This window comes from Mesorhizobium sp. BR1-1-6 (genome assembly GCF_020165355.1).
Lineage (GTDB): Bacteria > Pseudomonadota > Alphaproteobacteria > Rhizobiales > Rhizobiaceae > Mesorhizobium.
In genome coordinates this window covers 50,610-67,757 of sequence record NZ_JAIUHZ010000018.1, presented here as the reverse complement: position 1 = coordinate 67,757, position 17,148 = coordinate 50,610, and the positions used below count along the sequence as shown (strand labels likewise).

The window sequence follows — 17,148 nt, the reverse complement described above, 5'->3', positions numbered from 1 at the left end:
AGCGGCGATGGAATGCAACGCTCAAGGGAGGAGTATTCGATGAGCTTTCTGAAGAAACTGATGGTTACGGCGGCCTTTTCCGCCGCCATGGTCGTGAATGCCGCCTATGCCGAGAACGTCAAGATCGCGCTGGTGGTGAAGTCGCTCGGCAACGGCTTCTTCGACGCCGCCAACAAGGGCGCCGAAGAGGCGGCCAAGGAACTGGGCGATATCGACATCATCTACACCGGCCCGACCAAGGCGACCGCCGAAGCGCAAATCGAGGTGGTCAATTCACTGATCGCGCAAAAGGTCAACGCCATCGCCATCTCGGCCAATGACGCCGACGCGCTGGTGCCGGTGCTGAAGAAGGCCATGGAGCGCGGCATCACCGTCATCTCCTGGGATTCGGGCGTCGCCAAGGAAGGCCGCCAGCTTCACCTCAACCCGTCCGATACCGGCCTGATCGGCGAGACCATCATCAAGCTCGCCGCCGACTATTTGCCTGAGGGCGGCGACGTCGCCATCCTGTCGGCCTCCTCGACCGCGACCAACCAGAACGCCTGGATCGACGCGGCCAAGAAGGTGCTGCCGGAGAAATTTCCGAAGATCAAGCTCGTCGCTACCGTCTATGGCGATGACGACTCGGCCAAGAGCACCGACGAAGCCAAGGGCCTCTTGAAGTCCTATCCGAACCTGAAGGCGATCATCGCGCCGACCACCGTCGGCGTCGTCGCCGCTGCCCAGGTCGTCACCGATGAGAAGCTGATCGGCAAGGTCAACGTCACTGGCCTCGCGCTGCCGTCGGAGTTCAAGAAGTTCATCGACAACGGCGCTTCACAGGCCGTGGCTCTTTGGAACCCGATCGACCTCGGTTACTCCGCCGTCTACCTCGCCCACGATCTGGCGGTGAAGAAGGAAGAGGCCAAGCCCGGCGCGACGCTGTCGATCGGCCGCGTCGGCAAGGTCACGCTCGACGACACCAATTCGGCTGCGATGGCTCCGCCCTTCCAGTTTGACAAGACCAACATCGAGAAGTTCTCCAAGATCTACTGATCCGGAGCTTCAAGCTGACGCGGCGGGGTTCACGCCCCGCCGCAACTTCAAACGCACCTTGTTTCAGGGCTTGATACGACCATGGACACGACAGCCCAACACGGCACGGTGAAGGACGGGCCCCTGGCCTCCACGCCGCGCCTGACGCTGTCCGGCATCTCGAAGAGCTTTCCCGGCGTGCGCGCGCTGCACAATGTCAGCCTCTCGCTCTATCCGGGCCAGGTGACGGCGCTGATCGGCGAGAACGGCGCCGGCAAGTCGACGCTGGTCAAGATCATGACCGGCATCTACCAGCCCGATGCGGGCACGATCAGCATAGACGGGCAGGACGTCACCCTGCCCAGCGCGCACGCCGCCTTCGGCCATGGCGTTACCGCCATCCATCAGGAAACCGTGCTGTTCGACGATCTGACGGTCGCCGAAAACATCTTTCTCGGCCATGCGCCGCGCACCCGCTTTGGCACCATCGACTGGCGCACCATGCGCAGAAATGCGCGCGAAGTGCTCGACACCATGCATGCCCGCCATATCGACGCCGATGCAAGGCTGAAGGACCTCGGCATCGCCAACAAGCATCTCGTTGCCGTGGCGCGGGCCATGTCGATCGACGCGCAGATCGTCATCATGGACGAACCGACGGCCGCCCTTTCGATGAAGGAGATCGAAGAGCTCTTTTTGCTAATCGAGTTCCTCAAGAGCGAAGGCAAGGCGATCCTGTTCATCAGCCACAAGTTCGACGAGATCTACCGCATCGCCGACCGCTACACCGTGTTCCGCGACGGCGAGATGGTCGGCGAAGGGCTGATCAAGGATGCCGCCCAGAACCAGATCGTGCGCATGATGGTGGGACGTGCGGTCGACCACATCTTTCCACAGCGCAAGGCCGAGATCGGCGCGCCGGTGCTGTCGGTCTCCGGCCTGTCGCACCCCACCGAATTCAACGACATCGGTTTCGAGCTGCGCAAAGGCGAGATTCTCGGCTTCTACGGCCTTGTCGGCGCCGGCCGCAGCGAGGTGATGCAGGCGATTTCAGGGATCACTCGCACCTCCGGCGGCACGATCACGCTGGACGGCAAGTCGATCGTGCCGAAATCGGCGGCGGATTCGATCGAGGCCGGCATCGTCTACGTGCCGGAGGAACGCGGCAAGCAAGGCGTGGTGATCGGCCTGCCCATCTTCCAGAATGTTTCTCTCCCGTCGCTGGCACGCACCTCCAAATCCGGCGTGCTGCGGCTGGCGGAGGAATTTTCGCTCGCCCGCTCCTACACCGAGCGGCTCGACCTCAGGGCCTCCTCGCTCAGCCAGGATGTCGGCACGCTGTCGGGCGGCAACCAGCAGAAGATCGTCATTGCCAAATGGCTGGCGACCACGCCCAAGGTCATCATCCTGGACGAGCCGACCAAGGGCATCGACATCGGCTCCAAGGCCGCCGTGCACGGCTTCATGGCCGAGCTGGTGGCGCAAGGCCTGTCGGTTATCATGGTGTCGTCGGAGCTGCCCGAAATCCTCGGCATGTCCGACCGCGTCGTCGTCATGCGCGAGGGCCTTGTCGCGGCCGTCTACGACAACAACGGACTGGACGCCGAGACGCTGGTCCGGACGGCGGCGGGGATCGCGGCATGAAAACTTTGCTGAAATATCGCGAAATCTGGTTGCTGGCGGCCATCGTCGTGCTGATCGGGCTGATCTCGACGCGTTTTCCCGCCTTCGCCGACCCCGGCAATTTGCGCCAGGTGTTCAACGACACCTCGATCCTGATGATCCTGGCGCTCGGGCAGATGGTGGTCATCCTGACCCGTTCGATCGACCTGTCGATGGCATCGAACCTCTGCTTCACCGGCATGGTGGTGGCGATGCTGAACGCCGCTCACCCGGCGATCCCGATCCCGCTGCTGATCGTCATTGCCCTGGTCGTCGGCCTGGTGCTCGGCGCCATCAACGGCCTTCTGGTGTGGCGGCTGAATATCCCCTCGATCGTGGTGACATTGGGAACGCTGACCATCTATCGCGGCGCCACCTTCGTCATCTCCGGCGGCGCCTGGGTCAATGCCGACAAGATGAGCCCCGAGTTCATCGGCTTCCAACGCGCGGCCTTACTCGGCATTCCGGTGCTGTCCTGGATCGCCATTCTGGTCATCGCGCTGTTCTTCATCCTGATGACACGCACCGCGCTCGGCCGCTCGATCTATGCCATCGGCGTCAATCCGACGGCGTCGGTCTATGCCGGCATCGATGTCGGGCGGACGAAATTCATCGTCTTCTGCATCTCCGGCATGATCGGCGGGCTCGCCGGCTATCTCTGGATCTCACGTTACGTGATCGCCTCGGTCGAGGTCGCCAATGGCTACGAGCTCAACATCATCGCCGCCTGCGTCATCGGCGGCATCTCGATTGCCGGCGGCATCGGTTCGGTCGGGGGCGCGGTGTTGGGGGCGCTGTTCCTGGGCATCATCTCCAACGCGCTGCCGGTCATCAACATCTCGCCCTTCTGGCAGATGGCGATTTCGGGGAGCGCCATCATCCTCGCCGTCGTGCTCAACGCGCGCGGCGAACGCCAGCAGGGCCGCATCATCCTGAGAAAAATGGAGGCGGCATGAGCGACGTCCCTGCCCCGCGCCACATTCCGGACCGGCTCGACAAGCCGTTTCGTTCGGCGATCTTTTCCTGGGAAGCGCTGCTGGTCGTGGTGGCCCTCGCCATCTTCGCCATCAACAGCTTCGCCTCGCCCTATTTCCTCGACCCCTATTCGCTGTCGGACCTGACCTTCAACTTCACCGAGAAGGGCCTGATCGCCTTCGCCATGGCGCTGCTGATCATTTCGGGCGAGATCGACCTGTCGGTCGCCGCCATCATCGCGCTGGCCTCGACCATGATGGGCATGGCGGTGCAGGCCGGCGCCGGAACGCCGGTGCTGGTGGCGATCGGCATCGTCGTCGGGCTCGGCTGCGGCGCCTTCAACGGCCTGCTGGTCACGAGGCTTGGCCTGCCCTCGATCGTCGTCACCATCGGCACGATGAGCCTGTTTCGAGGCATCGCCTTCATCATCCTCGGCGACCAGGCCTACAAGGGTTATCCCGAGAGCTTCGCCTTCTTCGGCCAGGGTTACGTCCGGTGGGTGGTGTCGTTCGAATTGGTGCTCTTTCTCATCGCCGCCGTCGTCTACTGGTTCGTGCTGCACCGCACGAGTTTCGGCCGCCGCGTCTTCGCCATCGGCAACAATCCGGTCGCGGCACAGTTTTCCGGCGTGCGTGTCGGCCGCATCAAGTTCATCCTGTTCTGCCTGACCGGGCTGATGTCCGGCATCGCCTCTGTGCTGATCACCTCCCGGCTCGGTTCGACCCGTCCCTCGATCGCGCAGGGCTATGAGCTGGAAGTCATCACCATGGTGGTGCTTGGCGGCGTCAGCATCCTTGGCGGCGCAGGCAGCATTGTCGGCGTCGTGCTCGCCGCCTTCATCATGGGGCTGGTGACCTTCGGGCTCGGCCTGCTCAACGTGCCCGGCATCGTCATGTCGATCTTCATCGGCCTGCTCCTGATCATCGTCATCGCGCTGCCGATCGTCTGGCGGCGGCTGCGCGGGGGACGCTGATGGCCGAAAAATACGCGTTCAAGATGATGCTCAAGCCCGGCATGAAGGCGGAATACAAGAAGCGTCACGACGAGATATGGCCATCGCTGGTCGCGCTGTTGAAGCAGGCCGGGGTTTCCGACTATTCCATCCATCTCGACGAGGAGACCAACATCCTGTTCGGCGTGCTGTGGCGGCGGGACGACCATGGCATGGCCGACCTGCCGAAGCATCCGGTGATGCAGCGCTGGTGGGCAGACATGGCCGACCTCATGGAGACCAGGCCTGACAATGAGCCGGTGGCCGTGCCCCTGGAAACCATGTTCCACATGGCATGAGTGCCCCGCGCCACATCGCCGTCATCGACATCGGCAAGACCAACGCCAAGGTGGCGCTGGTCGACCTCGCCACGCTGCGCGAGGTCTCGCTGCGCCGAGTGGCGAACGCGCCGGTGCGGCAAGCCCGCTACCCGCATCACGACGTCGAGGCGCTGTGGGCCTTCATCCTCGACAGTCTTGCCGATCTCAACCGCGAACAGACCATCGACGCCGTTTCGATCACTACCCATGGCGCGACGGGCGCTCTGGTTGAGGCCTCCGGCGAACTGGTGTTGCCCGTGCTCGACTACGAATTCGACGGCCCCGAGGAACTCGCGGCCGAGTATGACGCGATCCGTCCGCCCTTCGCTGAAACCGGCACGCCGCGGCTGCCGCTCGGCCTCAATCTCGGCGCGCAATTCTTCTGGCAGCAGAAGCGCTTTCCGACGGAATTCGCCAGGGCAACGGCGATGTTGATGTATCCCCAATATTGGGCGCTGCGGCTGACCGGCATCGCCGCCAACGAGGTGACCTCGCTCGGCTGCCACACCGATCTGTGGAACCCGTGGAAAGCGGATTTTTCGGCAATGATCGACCGCCTCGGTTGGCGCGCGTTGATGGCGCCGGTGCGGCCGGCAAGGGACCGGCTCGGCCCGCTCCTGCCGGCGCTTGCCGAGCGAACGGGGCTCGATCCGCGGACGCCTGTGTTCTGCGGCCTGCACGATTCCAACGCCTCGCTGTTGCCGCATCTTCTCGCCGACGCGCCGCCTTTCAGCGTCGTCTCGACCGGCACCTGGGTGGTGTCGATGTCGGTCAGCGGCAGATCGGTGGCGCTCGATCCGGCGTGTGATACGCTGGTCAACGTCAACGCGCTGGGCGATCCCGTGCCATCGGCGCGCTTCATGGGCGGCCGCGAATTTTCCGTGCTGACGGATGATCAGCCGGAGAACTGGACCGAAGACGATGTCGGGGCCGTGCTGGCAAAAAGGACGCTGCTGCTGCCATCGACACAACAGGGGTCGGGACCGTTCCCGCATCATGCGGCGGCGTGGCTCAACGCTGACGGCATGAATAGCGGCCAGCGCTTTGCCGCCATCTCTTTCTATCTGGCGCTGATGTCGGCGACCTGCCTCGATCTGATCGGCGCCGACGGCCCGACCATTGTCGAAGGCCCTTTCGCCCGCAACCGGCTCTTTGTCGGCATGCTGGCGGCGGCGACCGCCAGAAGCGTCGTCGCCTCCGAAGCCGCGACCGGCACCAGCATCGGCGCCGCGTTGCTGGCATCGGACAAGGCTGAGGCGCATGGCAAGGGCTTGAGACAAGAACCGCCGGTCGACCCCGCCTTGACGGATTATGCAAGCACCTGGCGTGCGGCGGTCGAAGGGCGGGGCTAACTACGGATCCGCTTGCCTAATCTTCATAGACCAGCCCCTGTGGATCGATTTCGGGCTTTCGGCCGGCGACGAGGTCGGCGAGGAATTTGCCCGAGCCGCAGGCCATGGTCCATCCGACATGGCCGTGGCCGGTGTCGAGATAGAGATTTTTGTAGCGGGCCCGGCCGATGACCGGCACGGAATTGGGCATCATCGGCCGCAGGCCCGCCCAGAACATGGCCTTCTTCTCGTCGAAGGCGCCAGGGAAAAGATCCTTGCCGGTGCTGATGATGGTGTTGAAGTCAGCGGGCTTGAAGCTTCGGTCAAAGCCGGTGAACTCGGCCGTCGAGGACATCCGCAAGCGGTTGCCCAGCCTGGAATAGCCGATCAGCCGGTCCTCGTCGGCGCCACCCATAGTCGGCCCCTTGCTTTCGTCCTCCAGGGGGATCGTCGCGGTATAGCCTTTCACCGGATAAACCGGCAGGTCGATGCCGTAGCGGCGGCCGAGTAGGCCGCTTTCCGGGCCCATTGCGATGACAACCGCATCGCCGGCCACCGGGCCTGACGAGGTGATGACGGCCCGCACCCTGTCGCCTTCGATATCGAAACCTTCGACCGTGGTGCCGAACCGGAACTCGGCGCCAAGCCTCTCGGTCGCATAGGCGGCGAGCCTGTCGACAAACAGTTTGGAATCGCCAGTCTGGTCAGTGGGCGAATAAACCCCGCCGGCTATCTTGTCCTTCACCCCGGCAAGCCCCGGCTCCAGTTCGACCAGCCGGTCGCGCCCGACGATCTCGATCGGCAAGCCATGCTCGGCAAGATAGCGATAATTGTCGGTCCCGGTGTCGAGACTCTTCTGCGAGCGGAAGAAGTAGAGGATGCCCTTCTTGCGCTCGTCATAGTGGATGCCGGTCGCCTCCGACAGCGCATTGATGCAGTCGCGCGAATAGAGCGCGAGCCGCAGCTTGATGTCGGTGTTGGCGCGCAGGCGCGCCACCGTGCACTGGCGCAGGAAGCGCAGGCTCCAGGCGAGAAAATAGGGATCGAAGCGCAGTCGCACCTTGATGCCGAGATCGTGGTTGTAGAGCCCGCGCAGGAAGGTCTTCAGCGCCGCCGGGGAAGCCCAGGCGGTGGCATCGCCCGGCGACACCAGCCCGGCATTCGACTGGCTGGTGCCCCGCGCCGGCGCCGGATGACGCTCGATGACGGTGACCTCATGGCCGTCGCTCGCCAGATAGTAGGCGGCCGCCGTGCCGACGACGCCGGCCCCGAGCACCGTTATCTTCATGTCGTCCCCCCAAAAAAGGTCGAACCGGGCAGCGCGCTTCCGCACCCTCCGCGAACGCTTCCATAGCGCTTCGCGGAGCGGCTTGCGAGCCCTTGGGAAAACCCGCTCAACCGCGTGCGGAATTCTTCCCCGTCAGGATACGCTCCCAGGCGAGCGCATCTGCAACGATCTGGTCGAGATCGTCGCGTTGCGGAGTCCAGCCGAGTTCCGTCCGGGCGAGATCGGAATTGGCAACCACCGCGGCGGCGTCACCGGGGCGGCGCTCGCCCGTCCTGACCTCGAAATCATGGCCGAAGGCGCGGCGCACGCTCTCGATCACCTCCAGCACCGAGTAGCCGTGGCTGTAGCCGCAATTGGCGACGAGGCTCGCGCCCCCGGCGCGCAGCCGCTCAAGGGCCAGGCGATGCGCCGCGGCCAGGTCGCTGACATGGATATAATCGCGCATGCAGGTGCCGTCGGGCGTCGGATAATCGCTGCCGTACACCTGCATGAACGGCCGCTTGCCGAGCGCCGTCTCGCAAGCGACCTTGATCAGATGCGTGGCGCCCGGCGTCGACTGGCCGGTGCGCCCCCTGGGATCGGCGCCCGCGACGTTGAAATAGCGCAGCGCCGTATAGCGCAGGCCATGCGCGATCGCCGCATCGCGCAGCATCCATTCGCTCATCAGCTTGGAGAGGCCGTAGGGCGATTCCGGCGCCAGGCGGGCATCCTCGCGCACCGGTTCCAGCCCAGCGCCGCCATAGACGGCGGCTGTCGAGGAGAAGATGAAGTTCGGCACGCCCTCGCGCACCGCCGTTTCGATCAGCGTGCGCGTCTTGCAGGTGTTGTTCTCGTAGTAGCCGAGCGGATCGGCGACGGATTCGGGAACGACGATCGAGCCGGCAAAATGGATGATCGCATCGACATTGTTGTCGCGGATGATGGAGCCGACCAATTCCTTGTCGGCGACATCGCCGACGACCAGCTTTGCCTCCGGTGCCACCGCCCATTCGAAACCGGTCGAAAGCCGGTCGAGAACGACCACGCTTTCGCCCGCATCCAGCAATTCCCAGACCATATGGCTGCCGATATAACCGGCGCCGCCCGTCACCAAAACCGTCATTCCGCGTCCTCGCATTCAAGATCTATCGGAAACTGTCTCAATACCGCTCTACTGGAAAGCCCGCCCCATGACCAATAAAACCCTGCGTAACCGACTTGGCCGGCATATGGCATCATGTCGAAACAAAAGCGCCCTACAGGCCGTTATCGCCAGGAAATAGGCCATGATCCGCCCCTCGTTAGGAACAGGTGCGGGGCGTGGCATTTTGACCAAAACGGGCCGGTGGACGGCCAATCGGGCAATGATTATGATCCAGCGCAAAACTGGGAAGCCGACATGAATTATCAGCGGTTCTTCGAGGACGCGATCGACCAGCTCCATGCGGAACGACGCTACCGCGTCTTTGCCGACCTCGAGCGCATAGCGGGCAAATTTCCGCGTGCCATCTGGCGCGCCAACGGCCGCGCAGAGGAAATCACCGTCTGGTGCTCCAACGACTATCTCGGCATGGGCCAGCACCCGGATGTCATCGCAGCGTTTCAGAACGCGGCGGGCCGGATGGGTTCGGGCGCCGGCGGCACCCGCAACATCTCCGGCACCAGCAATCCGCTGGTCGAACTCGAGCATGAGCTCGCCGACCTGCACGACAAGGAAGCCGCGCTGGTCTTCACCTCCGGTTTTGTCTCCAACGAGGCCTCGATCTCGACCATCGCGCGGCTTTTGCCCAACTGCCTGATCATCTCGGACGAGTTGAACCATGCCTCGATGATCGAAGGCGTGCGGCGCTCGGGCGCGGAAAAGAAGATTTTTCGCCACAACGATGTCGCGCACCTGGAAAGCCTGCTGCAGGCGGCGGGCCGCGAACGCGCCAAGCTGATCGTGTTCGAGGGCGTCTATTCGATGGATGGCGATATCGCGCCGATCAGAGAGATCGTCGACCTCGCCGAGCGCTATAACGCCATGACCTATATCGACGAGGTCCACGCCGTGGGCATGTACGGTCCGCGCGGCGGCGGCATCACCGAGCGGGAAGGCCTCGCCGACCGCATCGACATCATCGAGGGCACGCTCGCCAAGGCTTTCGGCACGCTGGGCGGCTACATCACCGGCACGAGTGCTGTCATCGACGCCGTGCGCTCCTATGCGCCGGGCTTCATCTTCACCACCGCGCTGCCGCCGGCCATCGCCGCCGCTGCCACCACATCGATCCGTCATCTCAAGCGCTCGCAGGCCGAGCGTGACGCCCAGCAGCAGCAGGCGACGCGGACCAAGCAGATCCTCTCCGCCGCCGGCCTGCCGGTGATGGAATCGGCGACCCACATCGTGCCAGTGCTGGTTGGCGACCCCGAGCTTTGCAAGATGGCCAGCGACCGGCTGCTCGGCGTGCACGGCATCTACATCCAGCCGATCAACTATCCGACCGTGCCGCGCGGCACGGAGCGGCTGCGCATCACGCCGACGCCGTTCCATTCCGATGCGCTGATCGCCGAGCTGCAGGACGCCCTGGTCGAGACCTGGGACGCGCTCGGCATTTCCTATGGTTCAGCAGGACGACCTTCCGTGGCCAAGACCGACCGGATCATTCCCCTGCTGGTGCCCAAGTCAGGCGGCTGAAAGCCGTTTGAAACTCCACTCCGGCGGCCATCTGGCGCGCCGGAGCGACTTTCAATTCGGGCTTCGTCAATCTCTCAAACAGCTGTCATCCACTTCGCAAGCCGGTGCGCCGCCTCCTCGAGCTGGTCGAGGCGGCGGTGGAAGCACAGCCTGAGGAAGGCTTCGCCGCCCGGGCCGAAAGCCGTGCCCGGCGCCAGGCCGACATTGGCCTTGTCGACGATCTCGAAGGCGGCGCTGCGCGAATCGGTAATGCCGTCGACCCTGAAGAACAGGTAGAAAGCACCTTGCGGCACGGTGAACCGAGCGCGGTCGGTGGCGCCGAGAATGCCGCAGACCAGATCGCGCGCCTTCCTAGCCCTCTCCACCTGTTCGGCGACGAAGACATCGCCTTCATCGAGCGCCGCGACCGCGCCGCGCTGCATGAACTGGGCGACACCTGAATTCGAATACTGGATCAGGTTCTCGAACACCTGCTGCAAACTCGGATGGGTTTTGATCCATCCGACGCGCCAGCCGGTCATCGCCCAGTTCTTGGAGAAGCTGTTGACGAACAGGATGCGGTCCTCTGCGGTCGCGATGTCGAGGAAGGACGGCGCGCGGCCTTGGCCATAGTGGAACAGCGAATAGATCTCGTCGGCGATGATCCAAAGGCCATTTGCCCGGGCGAGATCGAGAATGGCACGCAAAGTCTCGTTGTCGGCGGTCCAGCCGGTCGGATTGGACGGCGTGTTGATGAACAGCGCCCTGGTCCGGGGCGTGATGGCGGCCGCGATCTTCTCGACATCGCACGACCAGCCATTGCCGGATTGATCGAGCGTGACCGGCACCGGCACGGCACCGGCGATGGCGGCGGCGGCGTCGAAATTCGGCCAGGCGGGCGACAGATAGATCACCTCGTCGCCGGCACCGGCGAGCGCGTCGAGCGCAAGCTGGATCGCATGCATGCCCGAGCCGGTGACGATGAATTCGTCCTCGGCGAAGTGTTTGCCGAAATGCCTGTGGTAATAGCGGGCAAGCGCCTGCCTCAGATCGGGGATGCCCCTCTGCCAGGTGTAGAACGTCTCGCCACCGGCCAGCGCCTTCGACGCGGCATCGGTGATGAAGGACGGCGTCGGCAGATCGCCCTCGCCGGCCCAGAGCGGGATCAAGCCGTCGCGCAGCCTGCCATAGTTGACGACGGCGACGATACCGCTTTCGGGCGCAGCCAAGGCCTCGGGGCGCAGGTTCTGGATCAGGGTCATGGGCGGGTCCGTTCGAATAGCGACAGCATGCCGGCTGTTCTACTACGGGCGAAAGCAAAAAACCCCGGCCGTGAACGACCGGGGTTTTGGTCCAGAAGAACCTGATGCCTCTACTTCCTGGCGAGCAGATCGCGGATTTCGGTCAGAAGCTGCACATCGGCAGGCGGCGGCGCGGCGGCAGGCGCGGGCTTTTCGGCCTCCAGGCGCCTGCGCAGGTTGTTCACCGCCTTGACCATCAAGAAGATGATGAATGCGAGGATGAGGAAGTTCAGCACGACGGTGATGAAGCTGCCATAGGCGAAGACGGCGCCCTCTTTCTTTGCCTCCGCCAGCGTGCCCGAGTGGACGTTCGAGGACAGTCCGAAGAAGTAGTTGTTGAAGTCCAACCCGCCGAAAATCGCGCCCACGATCGGCATGATGATGTCGTTGACAAGGGAATCGACGATCCTCCCGAAAGCAGCGCCGATGATGACGCCGACGGCCAGGTCCATCACATTGCCCTTGGAAATGAATTCCTGGAATTCTTTCAGCATTTCGACCCTCCTTGCCATGATCGGCCGCGTTCTCCAGCGCCGGCCAAGCCCACAATAGCAAAAACCTCCGGTTGCAAAACCGGAAAAAGGGCCAAGGCACCGGTTTGTTTTTACCCGCATCATCAGACGTCCATGCGCCGAACGCCGCGATGGACTCAGCTTCCAAGCTGTGGTTGCGTGCGGTGAGCGGGCGTCGAGCCGGCCAGGGAGGAAGCGCGAGCCGTGCAGGGCTTGTTCATCGTTGTCATCGCGATCGCTTATGTGACGCTTCTGTTCGCCATCGCCAGCCTTGGCGACCGCCGCTCGGCCAGCTCCGGGCCCGGTCGCGCACGTCCGTTCATCTACGCGCTCAGCCTGGCCATCTATTGCACCTCCTGGACGTTTTTCGGTTCTGTCGGCCTGTCTTCCGAGCGCGGCCTGGAGTTCCTCGGCATCTATACCGGCCCGGTGCTGGTGTTCGTGTTCGGTTTTCCCTTGCTCAACCGTCTCGTGCGGCTGGCCAAGACCGAGAAGATCACCTCGATCGCCGACTTCCTCGGCGCGCGCTATGGCAAAAGCTTCACCGTGGCCGCCATCGCCACGCTGATCGCGACCATCGGCGCGGTGCCCTATATCGCGCTGCAGCTGAAGGCGATCTCCGGTTCTGTCAGCCTGATGGTCGAGCATTACACCGGCTCGCCGCCCTCGTTCGATCCTTTCGTCAGCGACATCTCGCTGGTGGTCGCCATGCTGCTGGCACTGTTCGCGGTGCTGTTCGGCACGCGCCACGCCGACGCCACCGAGCACCAGGACGGGCTGGTGCTGGCGGTGGCGGTCGAAACCGTGGTCAAGCTTGCCGCCTTCCTGGCGATCGGCCTGATGGTCACTTTCCTGATCTTCGGCGGGCCCGGCGACATGTTCGGCAAGCTGGCCGAAAACGACCAGGTGCGGCAGGCGATGGGCTATTCGACGTCGCTCGCCACCTGGCTGGTGCTGACCTGCCTGAGTGGCTTCGCCATCATCCTTCTGCCCCGGCAATTCTACGTCACCATCGTCGAGAACCGCAGCGAGGCGGAACTGCGCACCGCGACATGGGTGTTTCCGCTCTATCTGGTGGCGATCAACCTATTCGTGCTGCCGATCGCCTTCGCCGGACTGTCGCTGGTTGGCACGAAGACGAGCAGCGACCTTTATGTGCTGTCGCTGCCCTTGTTCGGCGGTCACGATTTCCTGGCCATGGCTGCCTTCATCGGCGGCCTGTCGGCGGCCACCGCCATGGTCATCGTCGAGAGCGTGGCGCTGTCGATCATGATCTCCAACGACCTCATCATCCCGCTGTTCGTGCGGCGGCTGCTGAGGACGACGTCTTCCGAAAACGAGGACTGGTCTACGCTCATCCTCAACGTGCGGCGGGCATCGATCTTCATCATGCTTTTCATCGCCTTCCTCTACTATCGCGAGAGCACCGACAGCGCGCGGCTGTCGTCGATCGGCCTGATGTCGTTCGCGGCGATCGCGCAATTCGCGCCGGCGCTGATCGGCGGGCTGATCTGGCGCGGCGCCAATGGCAGGGGCGCGGCCCTCGGCATGGTCGCCGGCATCCTGATCTGGGGCTACACGCTGCTGTTGCCATCGCTCGTCGCGCCCGAAACCGGCATATTGGTGCATGGCCTGTTCGGCTTCGAAGCGCTGCGGCCGCAGGCGCTGTTCGGCACCGTTGCGGAGCCGTTGAACCACGGCGTGCTGTGGAGCCTGTCGATCAACGCACTGTTTTTCGTGCTGGGCTCGCTGTCGCGCGCCGCGGTGCCGCTGGAGCGCATCCAGGCGTCGATCTTCGTGCCGCGCGAAGCCGGGCCGATGCCCAGCCTGCGCCGTTTCCGTACCGCCGTCACCGTCAACGACCTGAAGGACACCATCGCGCGCTATCTCGGCGTGCAGCGCACCGAGCGGTCGTTCCAGTCCTTCGAAAAGACCACCAACGTCATCCTGCATGGCAATGAGCAAGCCAGCATGGACGTCATCCGCTTTTCCGAGCAGCTTTTGGCCAGCGCCGTCGGCTCTTCGTCGGCGCGGCTGATCCTGTCGCTGCTGTTTCGCCGCCACGACCGCGAATCCAGGGATGCCTTCCGGCTGCTCGACGACGCCACGGAAGCGTTGCAACACAATCGCGACCTGTTGCAGATCGCGCTCGACCAGATGGAACAGGGCATCACCGTCTTCGACCGGGATTTCCGGCTGATCTGCTGGAACCGCCAGTACCGCGAGCTGTTCGACCTGCCCGACGACATGGGCCAGGTCGGCGTCTCGCTCGACCAGATCCTGCGCCATCTGGCGGAGCGCGGCGATATCCCGACCGACCAGCGGGTGACGATGCTCAACCGGCTGACCAGCTTCGTCAGCCCCTGGCAGATGGAACTGAAGACCAGCGGCCGGATCCTGGAGCTGCGCTCCAACCCGATGCCGGACGGCGGCATCGTCGCCACCTATGCCGACATTTCCGGCCGCGTCGAGCAGGACCTGGCGCTGAAGCGGGCGAACGAGTCGCTGGAACAGCGGGTGAAGACCCGCACCATCGAACTGACCAGGGTCAACGAGGAGTTGACCCGGGTCAACGAGGAACTGGCGCAGGCGCAGATGCTTGCCGAGGAGGCCAATCTGGGCAAGACGCGCTTCCTCGCCGCGGCCGGCCACGACATCCTTCAACCGCTCAACGCCGCCAGGCTCTACTGCTCGTCGTTGATCGAAAAGGCCGGCAAGGGCCCGGCCGGCAAGGCCGCGGTCAACATCGACTCCTCGCTGGAATCGGTCGAGACCATTCTGGGCGCCGTGCTCGACATTTCCCGCCTCGATGCCGGTGCCATGAAACCGGACGACACGGCCTTCAACCTAGACGCATTGCTGCGCCAGATCGGCAACGATTTCCGGCCGCTTGCCGCGGAAAAGCAACTCAAGCTGACGATCATGCCCTCGTCGCTGACAGTGATGACGGATCGCAACCTGTTGCGCCGCCTGATCCAGAACCTCGTTTCCAATGCCATCAAATACACACGTCACGGCCGCATCCTGGTTGGCGTGCGGCGGCGCGGCGAACTGGCGGAAATCCAGGTGATCGACACTGGCATCGGCATTGCCGGCGACAAGCTGAACACGGTGTTTCGCGAATTCACCCGGCTGGACGAAGGCGCGCGCGAGGCCGAAGGCCTCGGCCTCGGCCTTTCGATCGTCGATCGCATCGCGCGGGTGCTGAGGCTTGAAATCCGTATTTTCTCCAACCCGGGCAAGGGCACGCGCTTTTCCGTCATCCTGCCGGTGGCGGCCGTGCAGGAACCGAAACGCGAGGTTGAAACCAGGGCGCCGGCCCGCGCGGCGGCTTCGCTGTCCGGACTGAGCGTGCTGTGTATCGACAACGACGCCCGCATCCTCGAAGGCATGCGGCTGCTGCTCGAAGGCTGGGGCTGCGCCGTCGAGACCGTGTCCGGCACAACGAACCTGGATATCGCGATCCGCCACCCGGACATTGTCCTTGCCGACTATCATCTCGATGGCGAAACCGGCCTCGACGCCATTGTCAGGCTGCGAGCGATCCACGGCGACGACCTGCCCGCCGTGCTGGTCACCGCCGACCGTTCCAACGAGGTACGCACGGCGGCGGCCGGGCTCGACGTCCCGGTGATCAACAAGCCGCTCAAACCGGCCGTGCTGCGCTCTATGATGGCCAGGGTCAGGCCGCTGGCGCCGGCGGCGGAGTAACTGTCAGGTTTGCTTCATTTCGGCCCCGCCGACAGCGCCCAGGCTTCGAGATAGGCGCAGAACATGTCGGCCGTCGCGTCGGCATGGCTTGTATCTCTGCTGACGGGCGAGGCGTTTCCGAGAAACTGCTCGCCGATCCGATATCCACATAACCATCCGCAGGCTCGGGCGCTCAGCTCACCGGCTGCAGCGGATCGCTGCCGATCTTGGACAGCAGGATCACCGCCTGGGTGCGGCTGTCGACGCCGAGCTTCTGCAATATCGCCGAGACATGCGCCTTGATCGTCGCCTCGGAGACGCCGAGCTCATAGGCGATCTGCTTGTTGAGAAGGCCTTCCGCCAACATGCCGAGCACGCGGGTTTGCTGCGGCGTGAGCGCCTGCAGGCGCTTGATCAGGTCCGATATTTCGGGGTCGCGCTCGACACCGAGATCGATGCCGGCCGGTGCCGCGATATCGCCCGCAAGGACCGATCGCACGGCGTCGCGGATTTCCTCCATGCTGGCCGATTTGGAGATGAAACCGGACGCGCCGAGGTCGAGCGCGCGCCGGATGGTCGCCGGGTCGTCATGGGCGGAGACCACTACCAGCGGCGCCGCCGGATGGATGCCGCGCAACGAGATCAGGCCGGAAAGGCCGCTCGCGCCCGGCATCGACAGGTCGAGCAGCACCAGATCGACCTCCTCGTTGGCCACGACCAGCGCCTTGGCGCTTTCGAAATCGCCGGCTTCGTGAATAGCGGTGACATTGCCGATGCCGGCAAGCGCTTCGCGCAACGCACCGCGAAACAGCGGGTGATCGTCGGCGATCACGAAAGAATAGCCTGATGGCAAATATCCCTCCCCGGATCCCTTGATGGTCTTCTGTTTTCTCGGGACCTGATGCAACGATTATGAGGCGCTTCGCGCTGTTTTCAAGCAGCAAAGCCGGCGCACCGGATTTCCCCAGACGGCCTGTCTTCAGGTCTTCTGCGAGTTGGGCTTGGCGCCGTCGCCGCTGTCCTTGTCCATATCCTTGACGATGCCCATGAAGCCCTTCAGGAAACGCTCCATGTAGCTCATCGTCTTGTTGAAATCCTCCTCGCTCGGCAATGTCGATTCGAGGCGGGCCGAGAGCGAATTCTCGAGCCTGGTGACGCGCTCGTCCATGGCTTTCATCGAAGTTTGCAGGCGATCGACCTCGTTCTGGAAGGCAGCGCGTTCATCGGCCGCCATCTTGCAGACGAGTTGGCCGGAGCGCTCCTCGCAGATCGACATCGCGCCTGTCTGCGTGTCCATGCGGACATAGCCGTTGGCGGATTTCTCCAGACGATAGCGGTCGGTCTCCTCGGAAAAGGCGGACGCCGCGACCAGCGAAACGAGCGCGGCGGGGATCAAGATGTGCTGCAGACGCATGTTGTCCTCCATGGC

Annotated in this window: 14 protein-coding genes; 8 read left to right on the top strand and 6 right to left on the bottom strand. The window is 63.9% G+C overall.

The window, feature by feature from the left end; translation table 11 throughout:
• The first annotated feature begins 39 nt into the window (after nt 1-39).
• The 6 genes from rhaS to LB545_RS24920 all read left to right on the top strand — a co-directional run bounded on the left by rhaS (nt 40) and on the right by LB545_RS24920 (nt 6,314).
• The gene (gene rhaS, locus LB545_RS24945) at nt 40-1,035 is read left to right on the top strand and encodes a rhamnose ABC transporter substrate-binding protein (RefSeq protein ID WP_140557657.1); all 996 of its coding nucleotides are present in this window, start codon (nt 40-42) and stop codon (nt 1,033-1,035) included.
• Nucleotides 1,036-1,116: 81 nt separating this feature from the next.
• Nucleotides 1,117-2,658 carry a sugar ABC transporter ATP-binding protein gene (locus tag LB545_RS24940; protein ID WP_140557656.1) on the top strand — a complete coding sequence of 514 codons (1,542 nt, stop codon included), beginning with the start codon at nt 1,117-1,119 and terminating at the stop codon, nt 2,656-2,658.
• Nucleotides 2,655-3,632, top strand: coding sequence for an ABC transporter permease (locus LB545_RS24935; protein ID WP_140564780.1), 978 nt, complete (start codon nt 2,655-2,657; stop codon nt 3,630-3,632). The genes LB545_RS24940 and LB545_RS24935 overlap by 4 nt, the downstream gene beginning before the upstream one ends.
• Nucleotides 3,629-4,624 (top strand): ABC transporter permease, encoded by a 996-nt coding sequence (locus tag LB545_RS24930; protein WP_140513291.1) that lies wholly within the window; start codon nt 3,629-3,631, stop codon nt 4,622-4,624. Before LB545_RS24935 ends, LB545_RS24930 begins: the two co-directional genes overlap by 4 nt.
• Complete coding sequence (rhaM, locus tag LB545_RS24925) at nt 4,624-4,941, top strand: L-rhamnose mutarotase (RefSeq protein ID WP_140496569.1); 318 nt, start codon at nt 4,624-4,626, stop codon at nt 4,939-4,941. The genes LB545_RS24930 and rhaM overlap by 1 nt, the downstream gene beginning before the upstream one ends.
• On the top strand, nt 4,938-6,314 hold the full coding sequence (locus LB545_RS24920) for an FGGY-family carbohydrate kinase (protein WP_224706001.1): 1,377 nt from the start codon (nt 4,938-4,940) through the stop codon (nt 6,312-6,314). Before rhaM ends, LB545_RS24920 begins: the two co-directional genes overlap by 4 nt.
• A gap of 16 nt (nt 6,315-6,330) precedes the next feature.
• Here the strand turns inward: LB545_RS24920 and LB545_RS24915 are convergent, their stop codons facing one another.
• Both LB545_RS24915 and galE read right to left on the bottom strand, forming a co-directional pair.
• Entirely contained in the window at nt 6,331-7,581 is a 1,251-nt protein-coding gene (locus tag LB545_RS24915; RefSeq protein WP_140496573.1) for a D-amino acid dehydrogenase, read from the bottom strand.
• 106 nt (nt 7,582-7,687) lie between these two features.
• Nucleotides 7,688-8,683, bottom strand: coding sequence for a UDP-glucose 4-epimerase GalE (galE, locus tag LB545_RS24910; protein ID WP_224706000.1), 996 nt, complete (start codon nt 8,681-8,683; stop codon nt 7,688-7,690).
• A gap of 276 nt (nt 8,684-8,959) precedes the next feature.
• Between galE and hemA the strand changes: the two genes are divergently transcribed.
• Entirely contained in the window at nt 8,960-10,237 is a 1,278-nt protein-coding gene (gene hemA / locus LB545_RS24905; protein WP_224705999.1) for a 5-aminolevulinate synthase, read from the top strand.
• A 74-nt stretch (nt 10,238-10,311) separates the two neighbouring features.
• On the opposite strand, the gene LB545_RS24900 is transcribed toward hemA, so the two are convergent.
• Nucleotides 10,312-11,478: a pyridoxal phosphate-dependent aminotransferase gene (locus tag LB545_RS24900; RefSeq protein ID WP_224705998.1), complete on the bottom strand. Its 1,167-nt coding sequence runs from the start codon at nt 11,476-11,478 to the stop codon at nt 10,312-10,314.
• Between the two features lie 110 nt (nt 11,479-11,588).
• Complete coding sequence (gene mscL, locus LB545_RS24895; protein ID WP_140658092.1) at nt 11,589-12,011, bottom strand: large conductance mechanosensitive channel protein MscL; 423 nt, start codon at nt 12,009-12,011, stop codon at nt 11,589-11,591.
• Nucleotides 12,012-12,233: 222 nt separating this feature from the next.
• Between mscL and LB545_RS24890 the strand changes: the two genes are divergently transcribed.
• Nucleotides 12,234-15,740 carry a NahK/ErcS family hybrid sensor histidine kinase/response regulator gene (locus LB545_RS24890; RefSeq protein WP_224705997.1) on the top strand — a complete coding sequence of 1,169 codons (3,507 nt, stop codon included), beginning with the start codon at nt 12,234-12,236 and terminating at the stop codon, nt 15,738-15,740.
• A 172-nt stretch (nt 15,741-15,912) separates the two neighbouring features.
• Here the strand turns inward: LB545_RS24890 and LB545_RS24885 are convergent, their stop codons facing one another.
• Both LB545_RS24885 and LB545_RS24880 read right to left on the bottom strand, forming a co-directional pair.
• Nucleotides 15,913-16,572 carry a response regulator transcription factor gene (locus tag LB545_RS24885; RefSeq protein WP_140513279.1) on the bottom strand — a complete coding sequence of 220 codons (660 nt, stop codon included), beginning with the start codon at nt 16,570-16,572 and terminating at the stop codon, nt 15,913-15,915.
• A gap of 126 nt (nt 16,573-16,698) precedes the next feature.
• Nucleotides 16,699-17,133 carry a hypothetical protein gene (locus tag LB545_RS24880; RefSeq protein ID WP_224705996.1) on the bottom strand — a complete coding sequence of 145 codons (435 nt, stop codon included), beginning with the start codon at nt 17,131-17,133 and terminating at the stop codon, nt 16,699-16,701.
• Between the last annotated feature and the right edge of the window lie 15 nt (nt 17,134-17,148).